This is a genomic window from Xanthobacter tagetidis (genome assembly GCF_003667445.1).
In the GTDB taxonomy this organism is placed as follows: domain Bacteria; phylum Pseudomonadota; class Alphaproteobacteria; order Rhizobiales; family Xanthobacteraceae; genus Xanthobacter; species Xanthobacter tagetidis.
Map to the genome: position 1 here is coordinate 93,479 of NZ_RCTF01000011.1, position 15,626 is coordinate 109,104.

Below are 15,626 nucleotides of genomic sequence, written 5' to 3' on the forward strand. Positions count from 1 at the left end.
CCGGAATCAAGATCCGGCTGCCGCTGGGTCGACCTAGTGTCCGAACGTTTCCCTGACCGCGCGGAACATTAAGTCTGATTGGCGCGCCGCGACAAGCTTCGCCGCGTTTCCGACTGTGGATTTTAAGGTAACCAGATGTTACTCAGGCCGCCGCTTCCACAGCCACGACGCCAGGAATTGCCTTGATGGCGCCGGCGATCTGCGGCGAGATCGGATAGCGCCCCGGCAGGTTGACCTCGACCTCCGCCTTGGCGTCGTCCACCAGCAGAACCAGGCTCACCACGCCGGCACCCGCATCGGCGCCGGCGTTCCCCGCCGCCTTGCCGCTTTCCGAAAGCCGGCGGGCGATGCCTTCCACCGGCTCGGTCGAGCGCAGGAAGATGCGCAATCCCTTGTGGCTGCGCGCGGTGAGCGCGTCGAGCGGCTCGCAATTCTGGATCCGCACGCGCACATCCTCGCCCTGAAGCTCAGCCGCCACCGTGAGCAACAGCGCCGTACCCGGCTCCAGGAGGTCGCGCAGCTGCGCGAGGCCCTCGGAAAAGATCACCGCCTCATAGTGGCCCGAGGGATCGGAGAGCCCGATGATGCCCATGCGGGTACCGGACTTGGTGCGCCGCTCCTGGCGCGACACCACCGTGGCGGCGAGGCGCCCGAACGTGTCCCCTGCCCGCACGCCGCGTGCGAAATCCTGGTAGGGGCGCACGCGCAGCTTCTTCAGGGCCTCGGCGTAGTCGTCCAGCGGATGACCGGTGAGGAAGAAGCCGATGGTGTCGTATTCCTTCTGCAGCCGCTCGGCCGGCATCCAGGGCGCGGCGTCCGGCAGGGGCAGCTCGGCGGCCACGGGGCCGGACCCGAACATGTCGTTCTGGCCCATGGCCCGTCCCTGCTCTTCGCGCGCGGCGTGGGCGGCGATGGCGTCGATGGCGGCGAACGCCTTGGCGCGGTTCTTCTCCAGCACGTCGAAGCAGCCGGCGGCGGCGAGGCTCTCCAGCGTGCGCTTGTTCACGAGCTTCACCGGCAGGCGCGAGGCGAAGTCCGACAGGCTCCTGAACGGGCGGTCCCCGCGCGCGGCGACGAGCGCCTCCACCGCGGCCTCGCCGACGCCCTTGATGGCCGCCATGGCGTAGATGATCCGGCCGTCCTTCACGCCGAACTCGCGGGCCGACAGGTTGATGTTGGGCGGCACCACCTCGATGCCGAGGCGCTGGGCCTCCTGGCGGAATTCCGCGAGCTTGTCGGTATTGCCCTTGTCGAGCGTCATGGAGGCGGCGAGGAACTCGGTCGCGTGGTTCGCCTTGAGCCATGCGGTCTGGTAGGCGACCAGCGCATAGGCGGCGGCGTGCGACTTGTTGAAGCCGTAGTCCGCGAACTTGGCGAGCAGGTCGAAGATGGTGTCGGCCTGCGCCTTGTCGATGCCGCGCTCCACCGCGCCGGAGACGAAGCGCGAGCGCTGCTTGTCCATCTCGGCGCGAATCTTCTTGCCCATGGCCCGGCGCAGCAGGTCCGCCTCGCCCAGCGAGTAGCCGGAGAGCGCCTGGGCGATCTGCATCACCTGTTCCTGATAGATGATGACGCCGAACGTCTCCTTCAGGTAGGGCTCAAGCTTGGGGTGGATGTATTCCGGCGTCGCCTTGCCGTTCTTGCAGTCGCAATACACCGGGATGTTGGCCATGGGGCCCGGCCGGTAGAGGGCCACCAGGGCGATGATGTCCTCGATGCGGTCGGCCTTCATGTCCACCAGCGCGCGGCGCATGCCCGCGCTTTCCACCTGGAACACGCCGACCGTCTCGCCCTTGGCCAGCATGGCGTAGGTCTTGGGGTCGTCGAGCGGGATTTTCGAGATGTCGAGGTCGATCCCGCGGGCGCGGATCAGCTGCACCGCCTTCTCGATCACGGTCAGCGTCTTGAGGCCGAGGAAGTCGAACTTCACCAGGCCCGCCTGCTCCACCCACTTCATGTTGTACTGGGTGACAGGCATGTCGGACTTGGGATCGCGGTAGAGCGGGACCAGTTCGTCGAGCTTCCTGTCGCCGATGACGATGCCGGCCGCATGGGTGGAGGCGTGGCGGTTGAGCCCCTCCAGGCGCACGGCGATGTCGAAGGCGCGCTTGACCACTTCCTCCTGGTCCTTGGCCGCCTGGAGGCGCGGCTCGTCGGCGATGGCCTGCTTGAGCGTGACCGGATTGGCCGGGTTCTGCGGCACCAGCTTGCAGAGCTTGTCCACCTGGCCGTAGGGCATTTCCAGCACCCGGCCCACGTCGCGCAGCACGCCGCGCGCCTGGAGCGTGCCGAAGGTGATGATCTGCGCCACCTGCGAACGGCCGTAGCGCTCCTGCACGTAGTGGATCACCTCGTCGCGGCGCTCCTGGCAGAAGTCCACGTCGAAGTCGGGCATGGACACGCGGTCCGGATTCAGGAAGCGCTCGAACAGAAGCCCGAACCGCAGCGGGTCGAGGTCGGTGATCTGGAGCGAATAGGCCACCAGCGAGCCGGCGCCCGAGCCGCGCCCCGGCCCGACCGGGATGTCGTGCGCCTTGGCCCACTTGATGAAGTCCGACACGATCAGGAAGTAGCCGGGGAACTTCATCTTGGTGATGACGGAAATCTCGTAGGCGAGCCGCTCCTCATACGCGGCCACCTCCAGGCCCGGCGCCGGGCCGTGCTTGGCGAGGCGCGCGGCGAGGCCCTCTTTCGCCTGGCGCTCCAGCTCCGCCGCCTCCTCGGCGAGCGGATCGCCCTCCCCGGCCCCCGAGGTGAAGCGCGGCAGGATCGGCTTCACGGTCTTCACCCGGAAGGCGCAGCGGCGGGCGATCTCGACGCTGTTTGCCGTGGCCTCGGGCAGGTCCGCGAACAGCTCCAGCATCTCCTTGCGGGTCTTGAAGCGGTGCTCGGAGGTCAGGCGGCGCCGGTCGCCCTCGGCGACGAGGCGGCCCTCGGCGATGCAGACCAGAGCGTCGTGCGCTTCGTAGTCCCCATGGGAGCCGAAGAACGGCTCGTTCGCCGCCACCAGCGGCAGGCCCTTGGCATAAGCGAGGTCCAGAAGCTGCGGCTCGGCGATCCGCTCGGCATCGGTGCCATGGCGCTGCAGTTCCACATAGAGCCGGTCGCCGAAGATCGCGGCGAGCGCGTCCAGCCGCTGGGCGGCGACGTCCCCATGGCCACCGGCCAGGGCCAGATCGACCGGGCCCGACGGCCCGCCCGTCAGCGCGACGAGGCCGTGGTGGGCCTGGCTCAGCCAGTCGAGAAGGATGCGGGGCTCGTCCTCGCTGGCGGTCTCCAGGAAGGAGCGGGAGACGAGGCGCATCAGGTTGCGCCATCCCGTCTCGTCCTTGGCGAGCAGGACGATGCGCGGCTTCCTAGCCTTCAGCACCACCCCGCGCGGGCCGGGCGGCTCCGGCAGGTCGAGCGCGAGCGAGGCGCCGGCGATGGGCTGGATGCCCGAGCCCGCCATCTTCTCCGAGAATTCCAGCGCGCCGAAGAGATTGCCCGTGTCCGTGAGCGCCATCGCCGGCTGGCCGTCCGCCTTGGCGAGGTCCGCCAGCTTGCCGATGGAGATCGCCCCCTCCAGCAGCGAGTAGGAGGAGTGCACATGCAGATGGATGAAGCCGGGATCGGGCATGGGTCTCGTTCGGTATCGTTCGGCGAATCGCGCAGCACCAGCCCGCGCGGCCGGAAGCTTACGCCCGTTTCCATCGTATGGCGGCACACCGGGGACGGGAACGCCCGAGCAGGGCCGGCCGTCCCTGGTTTCCACATGTCCCGCCGCGACGCCGGAAAGCTCCGAGGCGCGAGCGGGCATGCAAGCCGCCTTGCGCCGGGCGGCCGGTCTGGAGGAAAGTCCGCCCTCGCGACCCAACGCCGGACCGCCCGTGATGCGCACCCTCTTCATCCATGCCGGCACCCACAAGACCGGCACGACCTCGGTCCAGTGGTATCTCAACCGGCATGGCCGCAAGCTCATGCGCCACGGCACCTACGTGCCGAAAGCCGGCTGCCCGTCGGCGCGCTCCTCCGGCCACCACAACATCCCCTGGCTGCTGATGGGCGACCCGCGGGCCAAGGTCGAGCATGGCGGCATCGACGCGCTGCTGGCGGAACTGGCCGAGGTCGACAGCCCGCAGGCCGTGGTTTCTTCCGAGGAATTCCAGTTCCTCGCCGACCGGCCGCTGGCGCTGGCCGAGCTCGACCACCGCATCCATGAGGCCGGCTGGAGGCCGGTCTACCTCATGTATCTGCGGGCGCCGGGCGCCTATGCCAATTCGCTCTACCGCGAGTTCCCGCTGCAGAACATCCACGTGCCGTTCGCGGATTTCCTTGCCGGGGTGCTGGCGGACGGCGCCTACCAGCCGCCGGGCGAGGTGATCCTGCGGCTCGACTATGATGTGCTGGTGGAGAAGTGGCGCGCCGCCGCCAAGGGCGAGCTGCGCCTCCTCTCCTACGAGGCCGCGTCCGCAGCCGGCGGCATCATCCCCGCCTTCATGGGCGCGCTCGGCCTGCCGGAGCGCACGGCCCAGTTCCGCCAGCGGCGCATCAACACGTCCAGCGGCGTGACCACGGACGAGATGCGGGGCGGGGCGAAGCTGATCGACGCGAAGTTCCGCCCCGCCTTCGAGCGTCACGTGGCGGAGACCGCCGCGACGCGCAACGCGGCCTGACGTCAGGCGCAGCAGGAGTGCCAAAGCGCCTTCAGAAGTGGCTGAAGCTGCCTGAGCCGAGGTCGAGCGCCACCCCGTCCGGGCCGATCACGTCGAGCCCCTCCCCGCCCCGCGTCTCGCCGATCAGCGTCACCGGCACGCCGGCGCGCGCCGCCTCGGCCGTGAAGGCCGGCACGGCGGCATGGGGCACACAGGCGAGAATCTCGTAATCGTCGCCGCCGGTGAGCGCCGTGCGCAGAAGCTCCGCCCGTCCCGCCGTCACCCGGGCCGCAGCGGCCGAGAGCGGCACGCGGCGCGCCTCGATCACGCCGCCGCAGCCGGAGGCGGCGAGCATCTTCGCCGCGTCGCCGGCAAGACCGTCCGACACGTCCATGGCCGCCGCCGCATAGGCGCGCAGCACCGGCGCGAGCGCAAGCCGCGGCTGGGGGTGGAGGTAGCGGTCGAGCAGATGGCCGCGCTGCTCCGCGTCGAGATCGCCGAACGGCACATCGTTCGGCCCCTGCCGGAGCTTCAGGCCCAGGGCCGCGTCGCCGATGGTGCCGGAGACCAGGATCGCCTGGCCCGGCCGCGCGCCGGTACGGGGCACGAAACCGCCTTTGGGCACCGCGCCGAGCGCGGTGATCGTGATCGTCACCGGTCCCGGCGTCGCGACCGTGTCGCCGCCGAGGATCGGACAGCCGAATGCAACCGCGTCCGCCCCGAGCCCGTCCGCGAAGGCCGCGACCCAGGCTTCGCCCGTCCCCTTGGGCAAGGCGAGCGCCAGAAGCGCACCGAGCGGCGCGGCGCCCTTGGCGGCGAGATCGGACAGGTTGACCCGGAGCGCCTTGCGCGCCACCGAGGCCGGCGCGTCGTCGGCGAAGAAATGCACGCCCGCCACCACCGCATCCTTGGTCAGGACCAGGTCGCAGCCCTCGGGCGGCGACAGAAGCGCGGCGTCGTCGCGCAGGCCGAGCGCACCCGCGCCGGCGATGGGGCGGAAGAAGCGGGCGATCAGGCGGTCCTCGCCCGAGCCGCCGCCTTCCATCGCCCCGCCCATGTCAGGCGCCTGGCGGACGATCGAACTCGCCGGGCCGCAGGTCGCGGGCGAGCGAATCCAGAACCGCATTCACCATGCCGGTCTCGTCGCGCTCCAGGAAGGCCCCGGCCACGTTGACATATTCGGCGATCACCACCCGCGCCGGCACGTCCGGACGCGACAGCAGCTCGGCGAGGCCGGCGCGCAGCACGGCGCGCAGCACCGCCTCCACGCGCTTCAGCGGCCACCCCTGGGTGAGCGCAGCGTCGAGCATCTGATCGATACGGCGCTGGTCGCTCAGCGCAGCCTCGACCACGGCACGGAACAGCTTCACGTCGGCGTCGGGCAGCTGGGTGCCCTCCACCTCCTGGCCGAGCCAATGGCTCTCGAACTCCGCGAGGACGTCGTTCACCGGGGTCTGGGCGAGGTCCATCTGATAGAGCGCCTGCACCGCGCCGAGGCGGGCCGCGCTCTTCTTCATGGGCTTGGTGGCGGCCTCGCTCATGCTTCGAGCCGCCGACGCAGGCGCAGCAGGGACAGCGCCGCACGCGCCGCGCCTCCGCCCTTGTCGCCCTCGCTCACGCGCGCCCGCTCCCAGGCCTGCGCTTCGGTATCCACCGTGAGGATGCCGTTGCCGACCGGAAGCGCGTGGGTGACGCCGAGGTCCATGAGACCACGCGCGCTCTCGCCCGCCACGATCTCGAAATGATAGGTCTCGCCGCGGATCACCACGCCCAGCGCGACGACGGCGTCGACGTCCGTGCCGGTGATCTCCGCCGCGTCGAGCGCGATCTCGGCGGCGATGGGAATCTCCAGCGCGCCGGGCACGGTGATGACCTCCACTTCGACGCCGGCCGCCTCAAGCACCGCGCGGGCGCCCTTCAGCAGCTCGTCGGAGAGCGCCTCGTAATAGCGGCCCTCGATGATGAGGACGCGCGCGTCGCCGAGGGGCTCATCGCCCGGGAGCGCGCTTTCGCGCGAAGTCGTCACCATGATCCGGTCTCCTTAGGCCGGGAGGCGTACCCGGCGGCGGGGAACTGCGCAAGCCGCGCGGCATACCGCGCCATCAGATCGACCTCGAAATTGACCGCGTCGCCGGCCCGCCGGGCGCCCCATGTGGTGACCTCCAGCGTGTGTGGAATGAGCAGGCAGGAGAAGGTGTTGCCCTCCACCTCATTGACCGTGAGCGAGGTGCCGTCGAGCGCCACCGAGCCCTTGGGCGCGACGAAACGCGCGAAATCGGCGGGCACCTCGAACCAGAAGCGCGTCGACGACCCGAGGTCCTCGCGCGAGAGGATGCGGGCCTTCGCGTCCACATGCCCGCTCACCATGTGACCGCCGAGTTCGTCGCCGATCCTCAAGGAGCGCTCCAGGTTGATGCGCGCGCCCGGCGCCCAGCCAGCGACCGTGGTGATGGCGAGCGTCTCGGGCGCGGCGTCCACGGTGAACACGGTGCCGCGCGGGCCGCCGGCGCTGACCGAGGTCACGGTCAGGCAGACGCCCGCATGGGCGATGGAGGCACCGAGGTCGATGCCCTCCCCCCCATAGCCGCAGGCGATGGAGAGGGTGCGGACCTCGCCCTTCTCCTCCACGGCGACCACCTCGCCCACATCGGTGACGATGCCGGTGAACATGTCAGCGTCTCCACAGCCGCACGAGATGGTCGGCGCCGAGTTCGGCGTGCTCCACCTCGGCGAATCCAACGGGCGAAAGAAGACGGCCGAGCGGCCGTCCGGCGAGTGCATCCACCGCGTCGGGACCGAGCAGGACCGGGCTCGAAAAGGCCGCCACTTCGTCCACGAGGCCGGCGTCGAGGAACGCCGCAGCGACCTGCGGCCCGCCCTCCACCATCAGCCGGGTGATGCCGAGCAGGCCGAGCAGCTTCACGACGGCGGGAAGGAGCAGGCGCCCCCCCGCCCCGCGCGGCACCCGCAGCACCTCGATGCCGCGCGCATTCAGCGCTTCCTGACGGTCTGCCGGCGCATCCTCCGCCGCGATCACCCACACCGGGACGTCGCACGCGGTCTGCGCCAGCGCGGAGCCGTGCGGCAGGTCCAGCCCCGAATCGAGCACCAGGCGCACCGGCGAGCGCCCTTCCAGGCCCGGCAGGCGGCAGGTGAGCATAGGGTCGTCCGCCTTCACCGTGCCGATGCCCACCAGGATCGCGTCCGCATGGGCGCGCATGAGGTGGGCGCGCTCGCGCGCCTCGCGACCGGTGATGACGGCCGGCGCGGGACCGGGCAGCCCGGCCTTGCCGTCCGCCGATACCGCCATCTTGAGCAGCACATGCGGCCGGCCCTCGGTGACGCGGCGGATGTGGCCGGCATGGTCGAACAGCGCCCGCTCGGCCCCGACCCCGACGCTGACCCAGATGCCGGCGGCGCGCAGGCGGGCGACGCCGCGGCCCCGCACCCGGTTATCGGGGTCCTCGATGGCGGCCACCACCCGGCGCACGCCGGAGGCGATGACGGCGTCGGCGCAGGGTGGCGTGCGGCCGTGATGCGAGCAGGGTTCCAGCGTCACATAGAGCGTCGCGCCGCGCGCTGCCTCCCCGGCCTCGGCCAGTGCCAGCGGCTCGGCGTGGGGGCGGCCGGTGGGAGCGGTCGCGGCGCGGCCCACCACCTGCGGGCCGGACGGCCCGTGCTGGATCACCACTGCGCCCACGGAGGGGTTGGGCCAGGTGCGCCCGAGACCTGCAGCGCCGGCCTCCAAGGCGAGCGCCATGAAACGTTCGTCTTCCTGGGGGGACGTGACGGGCCAGCTCGCCGGCGCGCCGACGGCGGCGCTCATTCCGCCCCCCGCGCGGGAGGACGCCCCTTCGGCTCGGCCTTGGCCGCGGCCTTGCCGTCGCCGTCGCTGGACAGTTCGGCGAGCGCGTTCTCGAAATCCTTGGCCTCGCGGAAGTCGCGATAGACCGAGGCGAAGCGCACATAGGCCACGTCGTCGATCTGCTTGAGGCCTTCCATCACCATCTCGCCGATGGTCTCGGAAGTGATGTCGGTGTCGCCCATGCTCTCAAGCTGGCGCACGACGCCGGAGATCATGCGCTCCACCCGATCCTCGTCCACCGGGCGCTTGCGCAGGGCGACCTTCACCGAGCGTTCCAGCTTCTCGCGCTCGAACGGCACGCGCTTGCCGGAGCGCTTGACCACGGTGAGCTCGCGCAGCTGCACGCGCTCAAAGGTGGTGAAGCGGCCGCCGCAGTCCGGGCAGACGCGGCGGCGGCGGATCGAGGTGTTGTCCTCGGTCGGCCGCGAGTCCTTCACCTGCGTGTCGAGGCTGCCGCAATAAGGGCACCGCATGGTTTCAGGCTCCCGGCCGGCCCCGGTTCACGGATAGATGGGGAAGCGCTTCAGCAGCGCGGACACCTTGGCCCTGACCGCCTCCTCCACCAGCGAATCCTCCTCCACCCCCTTCTGGGAGAGGACGCCCAGCACCTCGGCGATGAGATCGCCCACCTGCTGGAACTCGGCGATGCCGAACCCGCGCGTGGTGCAGGCCGGGGTGCCGAGGCGGATGCCGGAGGTCACAAACGGCTTCTCGGGATCGAACGGGATGCCGTTCTTGTTGGTGGTGATGTGGGCGCGGCCGAGCGCGATCTCGGACGTCTTGCCGGTGAGGCGCTTGGGGCGCAGGTCCACCAGCATCAGGTGCGTGTCGGTGCCGCCGGATACGATGGCAAAGCCATGGCCCTTCAGGTTTTCCGCCAGCGCCCGGGCATTCTCCACCACGTTCTTCGCATAGAGCTTGAACTCGGGGCGCAGCGCCTCGCCGAACGCCACCGCCTTGGCGGCGATGACGTGCATCAGCGGACCGCCCTGGATGCCGGGAAAGATCGCCGAATTGATCTTCTTGGCGAGGTCCTCGTCATTGGTCAGGATCATGCCGCCGCGCGGGCCGCGCAGGGTCTTGTGGGTGGTGGTGGTGGCCACGTGCGCATGGGGGAACGGGCTCGGATGCGCGCCGCCCGCCACCAGGCCCGCGAAATGGGCCATGTCCACCATCAGGTAGGCGCCGACGCTGTCGGCAATGGCCCGCATCTTGGCGAAGTCGATGACGCGCGGATAGGCCGAGCCGCCGGCCACGATCAGCTTCGGCTTGTGCTGGTCGGCGAGCTTCGCCACCTCTTCATAGTCGATGCGCTGGTCGTCCTGGCGCACCGTGTAGGGCACCGGCTTGAACCACTTGCCGGACATGTTCACCGGCGAACCGTGGGTGAGATGGCCGCCGGCGGCGAGGTTGAGGCCGAGGAAGGTGTCGCCCGGCTGGAGCAGCGAGAAGAACACCGCCTGGTTGGCCTGGCTGCCGGAATTCGGCTGCACGTTGGCGAAGCCGCAGTTGAACAGCTTCTTCGCGCGCTCGATGGCGAGGTTCTCGGCCACGTCGACGAACTGGCAGCCGCCATAATAGCGCTTGCCCGGATAGCCCTCGGCATACTTGTTGGTGAGCACCGAGCCCTGGGCCTCAAGCACCGCGCGCGAGACGATGTTCTCGGATGCGATCAGCTCGATCTCGTCGCGCTGGCGACCCAGCTCCGCCTGCACCGCGCCCGCGATCTCGGGATCGCTCTCGGCGAGCGTGGCGGTGAAGAAGCGGTTCATTTCCTCCGTGACGGAGGCGGGGGTCGCGTCGTGCGAGGCCATGTAAGGGCTCCGGGAATGTCGGGGCACCCCGGCCTGGCGCAAAAGCAGCCCGGCCAAAGCGGACTGAGCGCTTATCATACGGCACCGGCGAAGTCCAAATCCCGGCCGGCGGAGCAGGCATGCAGGCGGGACACACATCGCCTTTCCGCGCTCCGCATTCGCTGGCGCAAGCTGACGCTACGTTACTGTTCTACCTACATATTTTCCTGGCCAACCGACTCGGACACGCCTATCCTCCTCACCGTGGGGGCACCGAGCGAGGGCGTGAGCGGACGCCCAGAGTGCCCCCATTGCGAATTCTCATCGCCAACAATCATCTCGTTAATTTTGCCGGATCTGAAATTCACGCGCTCGAACTCGCCGAGCATCTGAACGGTTGCGGCCATGAGGCGGTCCTGACCGCCCTCGTCGTCGCCGCGCCTTTCACCGGTGAAGCCATCCGCCGCCGGGTGCCGGTTGTTCCCATGCGGAAGCTGGACTGGGGCGCCTTCTGGGACGTGGTCTGGTCCCATCATGTCCCCGCCTTCCAGTTCATCCACGGCAAGCTTCAGCTGAAGGCGCGGCGCCACCTGCACGGACTTCTGTCCTCCGTGCTGGCGCTGGAGCGCCCTCCCTTGCCTGCGGATTTCCGCATGGGCCGGCGCAGCCTGACCTTTCTGCCCAATTCCGAGCTGACGCTTGCTTCCGCGAGCCGCCACCTGCCTTGCGATGCGCGCACCCAGATCCTTCGCAATCTGGCGCCGGACGCCTGGGTCGAGGCCGTGCGCGGCGCGCATGCCGCGGAACCGGCCGCCATCGCCTGCGTGAGCAACCACCCGCCCGCCGAGATCTGCGAACTGGCGGAACTGGCGCGCGCGGCAGGGATGCGATTCGACATCATCGGCGCCGGCCAGAGCGGCACGGCGCGGCGCGTCTCGCCTGCGCTTCTCGCGCCGTACGATCTGGTGATCTCCATCGGCAAGACGGTGAACTACTGCCTCGCGGCGGCCATCCCGATATTCGTCTACGACCATTTCGGCGGTCCGGGCTGGCTCGACGCGAAGCGGATCGGCCCGGCCGAGGCCACCATCTTCAGCGGGAAATGCACGCCCGGCGCGCGGCCGGCCAGCCGGCTTTTGGCGGAGATCCGGGCCGGATACCGCCGCGCCAGCGCCTTCGCCGCGCAGACGGCATCGTGGAGCGCCGCCCGATACGGGGTCGGCGCGCAGATCGAGCGCCTCGGCCTGCTCGAAGGCCTTGATCGACGGCCGCAGGCCCTTCTGCCGTGGTGGTGGGGGCGGCGCCGCGTGCGCGTGTTCAACCGCGCGCTGGTAGCCGAGACCGTCTGAGGCTGAGGCAGCCGGCCCGCGCTTCCGGCGGATCGCATCCGCGCGCGGCGTATCAGCGGCTGGTGAAGTTCACCGGCACCGAGAAGCTCGCCCCGCTGCCGTCCGGCGGCTGCGGGAAGGGAGAAGCGCGGCGCACGGTCGCGACCGCCTCATCGTCAAGCACCGCATTGCCGGAGGATCGGGTGAGGCTCACGCCCGTCACCCGGCCGGACGCATCCAGCGAGAACCGCACGGACGGGCGGCCCGTGATGCCCTGCGCGCCCGGCGGATACCGCTTGAACCGGTTGAGATGCGCCGAGACCATGGCCGCCCATGTGGCGCGCGACATGGAATTCGAGCTGCTCGCGCCCTGCGATGGCGCCGCCGTACGCTCGGACGGCGCGGTCTCGCTGCGCGGCGCGGCCGAGGTGGTGGGCGCCTGCTTGCGCCTGGTGGGCTTGGCCTCCGGCTTCGGCTTCTCCTTCTCCGGCGGCCTGGGTTTTTCAGGCGGCAGCGGCGCCGGCTCGGGTTCCGGCTTCTGCAGCACCACCTCGGACGCCTCGGGCGACGGCTCGATCTTGGGAAGCTCCTCCTCCACCTCCTCGCGCTGCACCGGCTCGGGCGGCGGCGTCTCGGCCTCCGGCTCGTCCGGCGCGTCGGGCGTGGTCTCCGGGGCCTGCACCATCTGTGGGCCGGGCGCGAGGTCCTCGGTCTCGCTCGGCGCGCTCACCGGCAGCGCCGCGAGTTCGATCATGACCGCCGCCGGCGGCATTTCCGCGGGCGGCTCCAGGCTGCGCAGATAGAGCGCTCCGTAGACCGCGGCGGCGTGGACCCCGAGGATGACGGCGGCGCCGGCAATCCAGCGCAGGACCGTGTCGCGGAAATGGTTGCGGTCGAAATCGTGCCAGTGGTGGATGGCGCTCACTGCGGCCCTCCCCCGGCGGCGCCGCCTCCCCCGATAGCCGGTGCGGACGGAGCCGCGGCGGCGGGCGCGGTGGGAGCATTGGCAGAGGCCGGAGCCGCCGGCAGCTGCGCCTCGGCGCCTTCGAGCCCGACCAGGGCCACCTTGAGATAGCCGGCGCCTCGCAGGAGGTTCATCACCTCCATCACGTCGCCATAGGGCACCGCCTTGTCGGCGCGCACGAAAACCCGCTGCTGGCGGTCGGTGCCGGTGCGTCCGTCGAGCGCGCGGCCGAGGTCGGTCCGCACCACGGCATCATCGCCGAGCGACAGGGTGAGGTCCTTCTTCACCGAGAGGAACAGGGGCTTCTCGGGGCGCGGCTGCGGCTGGGCGTTGGAGGTGGGCAGGTCGACCTTCACGTCGACGGTGGCGAGCGGCGCCGCCACCATGAAGATGATGAGCAGCACCAGCATCACGTCGATGAACGGCGTGACGTTGATCTCGTGGGTCTCGACGAGGTCGTCCCCGCCGTGGTCGAGCTTGGCGGCCATGGTCGCGTCCTCCGCTCACTCAGCGGCGGCGCGCAGCGACACCACCTCGGCGACCAGGTCTTCGTCGCCGGCGGCGGCCCGGTCGAGGTCACGCGAGAGGTGGCGCATCACCTCGGCCGAGGTGTCGGCCAGCGCGGCCTTGTAGCCGGCGATGGCGCGGGCGAACACGTTGTAGATGACCACGGCCGGGATCGCGGCGACGAGGCCGATGGCGGTGGCGAGCAGCGCCTCGGCGATGCCGGGCGCCACCACGGCGAGGTTCGTGGTCTGCGCCTTGGAGATGCCGATGAACGAATTCATGATGCCCCAGACGGTGCCGAACAGGCCGACGAAGGGCGCTGTGGCGCCGATGGTGGCGAGGATGCCGGTGCCGACCGCCATGCGCCGGCCGGCAGCCGCCTCGATGCGGTTGAGCGCGACGGCGACGCGCTCCTTGATGCCGTCGGCGGGCAGCCCGTCGGAGTGACGCCACTCGCCGAGCGCGGCGCGCACGGTGGTCGGCGCGGCGCCCTTTCCGGCAGGGATGTCGCGGGCCGCCTCCACCAGGGTCGAGGACGACCGCAGCGCCGCGAGGGTGCGCGCGACCGAGCGGCGCGCGAAGGCGATCTCCAGCGACTTCGCGACCCAGACGGTCCAGGTCAGCACGGAGGCGAAGGCGAGGCCGATCATCACCGCCTTCACCACCAGGTCCGCCGCCATGAACATGCCCCAGGGGGACAGATCGTGCGGCAGCAGCGCGTTCGCCGCTGCCGGGGCGGCGGCAGGCGCAGATGCCTCCGATGCCGGAACGGCCTCGGCCGGCGACATATTGTGGCCGGCATGCTCGCCTGGGACCGCCGGCACGGACGGCGACGCTGGCGCGCCCTGGCTTTCCGCAGCGGAGGGCGTGCCGGAACTTGCCGGTTGCGCGACCGGCGGCGGAGCTGCGGCGGGCGCGGCGGCCCCCTGCTGGGCGAGGCTGGGATACGTCGCGCCGATGATCAGAAGGCCGGCCAGCACAAACGCGCCGCCCGAACGGCGGAACGGTGCAAAACAAGCCACAATCGAGCGGAAGCAAAGAAGCATCGCACGTCCCAACAGATAGAAATATGAATGGCGTGCTGGCGATCCCGCGTTGCGGGAATGGCTTGCGGACACTCTTCATACGCCATGCGAGCCGGTTCGTTAAGTCTAACGTCCCGCCACCCCATGCGCCGCCATGCCGCATACGGGCCGGCGGAGACTGACCTGCGCGTGGGGCTGCACGAGCGACATGGGCGTCGCCCGCTGCGCTCAGGCCACGGTCGGGGACGACGTCTGTGGGCGCGGCGGGAGCCTGGAGGCGGGCCATGCGAGCAGCAGCATGGAGGCGCCGGCGATCAGGAAGACCATCTCGGCGCCGACCCGCTGCGCCACACCCGCCATCGCCACTGCGCCGACCGCCTGGCCGATGAAGAACGAACTGGCGAAGAGCGCGACGCCCGAGCCCCGCGCCTCGGGCGCGAGCTCCGTCGCGAGGAGCTGGAGCATGTTGTGGATCATGTAAAAGCCGAAGCCGGCGACGGCGAACGCCGCCGCCGCCATGCCGAGGCTTGGCACCAGAGCCGCGGCGATGAAGAACACGCCCACGGCGGCCGCGCCCACGCCGATCATGCCCTTGAGGCCGAGCAGGCGCACCAGCGGCCCCACGCCCAGCGAATAGCAGGCGCCGCCCAGCGCGAACGCGCCGATGACCAGCCCCGCCTCGATGGCATCGCCAAGATGGTGCGCGACCATGAGCGCCGCCACCAGCGGAAAGATGCCGAAGGTGAAGGCGCCCTCCACCGCCGCCACCGCGAACAGCTTGGACGACATCGGATTGCGCAGCACGAGGCGATAGCGCGACAGGCCGGATGCGAAGGAGAGCGGTTCGCGTGCGCGCTGCTCGGACATGAAGATGATGCAGCCGATGCAGCCGAGCGCCGACACCCCGCACGCGGTCCAGAACACCTGCCGCCAGCCCAGCCACTCGGCGATGAAGCCGGACGCCGTAGAGCCCATGAGCTGGCCGACGATGAGCGCGAACAGGACGCGGCTGAGCGCCACCGGCCGCTCGGCGAAGCTCGCGCGGTCGCCCACCATGGCGAGCACCACGGGGATGATCCCGCCCGCGAAGGCGCCCGAGATGAGGCGCGCGACGAACAGCACCTCGTGGTTCGGCGCCAGCGCCGAGGCCGCGAGGCCGAGCGACAGGATGGCAAGGTTGATGCGCACCAGGCGCACCTTGCCGAACGCGTCGCCGATCGGGCCGAACACGAGCTGCATGGACGCATAGGCGAGCGTGAACACCGAGGCGAGCGTCGCCACCTGCTGAAGCGTGATGCCGAGGTCCGCCGCCACCTGATTGACCATGGGATCGATGGCGCGCATGGAAAACGCGCTCGCGAAGGTCGCGAGACCCAGGACGTAGAGATAATTCATGCGGGCCGTGGGGTGATCGCGGGAGCGAAGGCGCGGGCGGAGGCGGCACGCGGGCGGCGTGGCCGGTGTCTAGGGGTGGAATCAGCAGGGCCGCAGGTCAAGCGGCAGGCTGCAT

14 protein-coding genes are annotated in these 15,626 nt (G+C 70.4%); 2 read left to right on the forward strand and 12 right to left on the reverse strand.

Annotated features, from left to right (window positions below):
• Nucleotides 1-142 precede the first annotated feature (142 nt).
• Nucleotides 143-3,619, reverse strand: coding sequence for a DNA polymerase III subunit alpha (gene dnaE / locus D9R14_RS14255; protein ID WP_121624002.1), 3,477 nt, complete (start codon nucleotides 3,617-3,619; stop codon nucleotides 143-145).
• A gap of 253 nt (nucleotides 3,620-3,872) precedes the next feature.
• Between dnaE and D9R14_RS14260 the strand changes: the two genes are divergently transcribed.
• A complete protein-coding gene (locus D9R14_RS14260; RefSeq protein ID WP_147453035.1) occupies nucleotides 3,873-4,655 on the forward strand; it encodes a hypothetical protein in 783 nt (260 codons plus the stop codon).
• Nucleotides 4,656-4,686: 31 nt separating this feature from the next.
• Here the strand turns inward: D9R14_RS14260 and thiL are convergent, their stop codons facing one another.
• Genes thiL through glyA form a run of 7 tightly spaced genes read right to left on the reverse strand, consistent with a single transcriptional unit; the run spans nucleotide 4,687 to nucleotide 10,313 of the window.
• Nucleotides 4,687-5,691: a thiamine-phosphate kinase gene (thiL, locus tag D9R14_RS14265; RefSeq protein WP_245420811.1), complete on the reverse strand. Its 1,005-nt coding sequence runs from the start codon at nucleotides 5,689-5,691 to the stop codon at nucleotides 4,687-4,689.
• 1 nt (nucleotide 5,692) lies between these two features.
• Nucleotides 5,693-6,175: a transcription antitermination factor NusB gene (gene nusB / locus D9R14_RS14270; protein ID WP_121624004.1), complete on the reverse strand. Its 483-nt coding sequence runs from the start codon at nucleotides 6,173-6,175 to the stop codon at nucleotides 5,693-5,695.
• On the reverse strand, nucleotides 6,172-6,663 hold the full coding sequence (ribH, locus tag D9R14_RS14275) for a 6,7-dimethyl-8-ribityllumazine synthase (protein ID WP_121624005.1): 492 nt from the start codon (nucleotides 6,661-6,663) through the stop codon (nucleotides 6,172-6,174). Before ribH ends, nusB begins: the two co-directional genes overlap by 4 nt.
• A complete protein-coding gene (locus D9R14_RS14280) occupies nucleotides 6,657-7,304 on the reverse strand; it encodes a riboflavin synthase (protein ID WP_121624006.1) in 648 nt (215 codons plus the stop codon). Before D9R14_RS14280 ends, ribH begins: the two co-directional genes overlap by 7 nt.
• Nucleotide 7,305: 1 nt before the next feature.
• Entirely contained in the window at nucleotides 7,306-8,460 is a 1,155-nt protein-coding gene (gene ribD / locus D9R14_RS14285) for a bifunctional diaminohydroxyphosphoribosylaminopyrimidine deaminase/5-amino-6-(5-phosphoribosylamino)uracil reductase RibD (protein WP_121624007.1), read from the reverse strand.
• Nucleotides 8,457-8,972: a transcriptional regulator NrdR gene (gene nrdR / locus D9R14_RS14290; RefSeq protein ID WP_121624008.1), complete on the reverse strand. Its 516-nt coding sequence runs from the start codon at nucleotides 8,970-8,972 to the stop codon at nucleotides 8,457-8,459. The genes ribD and nrdR overlap by 4 nt, the downstream gene beginning before the upstream one ends.
• Before the next feature lie 27 nt (nucleotides 8,973-8,999).
• Nucleotides 9,000-10,313: a serine hydroxymethyltransferase gene (gene glyA, locus D9R14_RS14295; protein ID WP_121624009.1), complete on the reverse strand. Its 1,314-nt coding sequence runs from the start codon at nucleotides 10,311-10,313 to the stop codon at nucleotides 9,000-9,002.
• Nucleotides 10,314-10,432: 119 nt separating this feature from the next.
• Between glyA and D9R14_RS14300 the strand changes: the two genes are divergently transcribed.
• Nucleotides 10,433-11,641, forward strand: a complete 1,209-nt coding sequence (locus D9R14_RS14300) for a hypothetical protein (RefSeq protein WP_147453036.1) — start codon at nucleotides 10,433-10,435, stop codon at nucleotides 11,639-11,641.
• Between the two features lie 52 nt (nucleotides 11,642-11,693).
• Here D9R14_RS14300 and D9R14_RS14305 read toward each other — a convergent pair whose 3' ends face one another.
• The 4 genes from D9R14_RS14305 to D9R14_RS14320 all read right to left on the reverse strand — a co-directional run bounded on the left by D9R14_RS14305 (nucleotide 11,694) and on the right by D9R14_RS14320 (nucleotide 15,511).
• Entirely contained in the window at nucleotides 11,694-12,545 is an 852-nt protein-coding gene (locus tag D9R14_RS14305; RefSeq protein WP_121624011.1) for an energy transducer TonB family protein, read from the reverse strand.
• On the reverse strand, nucleotides 12,542-13,072 hold the full coding sequence (gene exbD / locus D9R14_RS14310) for a TonB system transport protein ExbD (protein ID WP_121624012.1): 531 nt from the start codon (nucleotides 13,070-13,072) through the stop codon (nucleotides 12,542-12,544). The genes D9R14_RS14305 and exbD overlap by 4 nt, the downstream gene beginning before the upstream one ends.
• A 15-nt stretch (nucleotides 13,073-13,087) precedes the next feature.
• The gene (exbB, locus tag D9R14_RS14315; protein WP_245420812.1) at nucleotides 13,088-14,071 is read right to left on the reverse strand and encodes a tonB-system energizer ExbB; all 984 of its coding nucleotides are present in this window, start codon (nucleotides 14,069-14,071) and stop codon (nucleotides 13,088-13,090) included.
• Between the two features lie 273 nt (nucleotides 14,072-14,344).
• Nucleotides 14,345-15,511 carry an MFS transporter gene (locus D9R14_RS14320; protein ID WP_121624014.1) on the reverse strand — a complete coding sequence of 389 codons (1,167 nt, stop codon included), beginning with the start codon at nucleotides 15,509-15,511 and terminating at the stop codon, nucleotides 14,345-14,347.
• Between the last annotated feature and the right edge of the window lie 115 nt (nucleotides 15,512-15,626).

Excerpts from the sequence above, each read along its gene's own strand:
- ribD (WP_121624007.1), bottom strand. The coding sequence starts at position 8,460 with ATGAGCGCCGCCGTCGGCGCGCCGGCGAGCTGGCCCGTCACGTCCCCC.
- exbD (WP_121624012.1), bottom strand. The coding sequence starts at position 13,072 with ATGGCCGCCAAGCTCGACCACGGCGGGGACGACCTCGTCGAGACCCAC.
- D9R14_RS14280 (WP_121624006.1), bottom strand. The coding sequence starts at position 7,304 with ATGTTCACCGGCATCGTCACCGATGTGGGCGAGGTGGTCGCCGTGGAG.
- nrdR (WP_121624008.1), bottom strand. The coding sequence starts at position 8,972 with ATGCGGTGCCCTTATTGCGGCAGCCTCGACACGCAGGTGAAGGACTCG.
- dnaE (WP_121624002.1), bottom strand. The coding sequence starts at position 3,619 with ATGCCCGATCCCGGCTTCATCCATCTGCATGTGCACTCCTCCTACTCG.
- thiL (WP_245420811.1), bottom strand. The coding sequence starts at position 5,691 with ATGGGCGGGGCGATGGAAGGCGGCGGCTCGGGCGAGGACCGCCTGATC.
- D9R14_RS14300 (WP_147453036.1), top strand. The coding sequence starts at position 10,433 with ATGCAGGCGGGACACACATCGCCTTTCCGCGCTCCGCATTCGCTGGCG.
- nusB (WP_121624004.1), bottom strand. The coding sequence starts at position 6,175 with ATGAGCGAGGCCGCCACCAAGCCCATGAAGAAGAGCGCGGCCCGCCTC.
- ribH (WP_121624005.1), bottom strand. The coding sequence starts at position 6,663 with ATGGTGACGACTTCGCGCGAAAGCGCGCTCCCGGGCGATGAGCCCCTC.
- glyA (WP_121624009.1), bottom strand. The coding sequence starts at position 10,313 with ATGGCCTCGCACGACGCGACCCCCGCCTCCGTCACGGAGGAAATGAAC.
- D9R14_RS14320 (WP_121624014.1), bottom strand. The coding sequence starts at position 15,511 with ATGAATTATCTCTACGTCCTGGGTCTCGCGACCTTCGCGAGCGCGTTT.
- D9R14_RS14260 (WP_147453035.1), top strand. The coding sequence starts at position 3,873 with ATGCGCACCCTCTTCATCCATGCCGGCACCCACAAGACCGGCACGACC.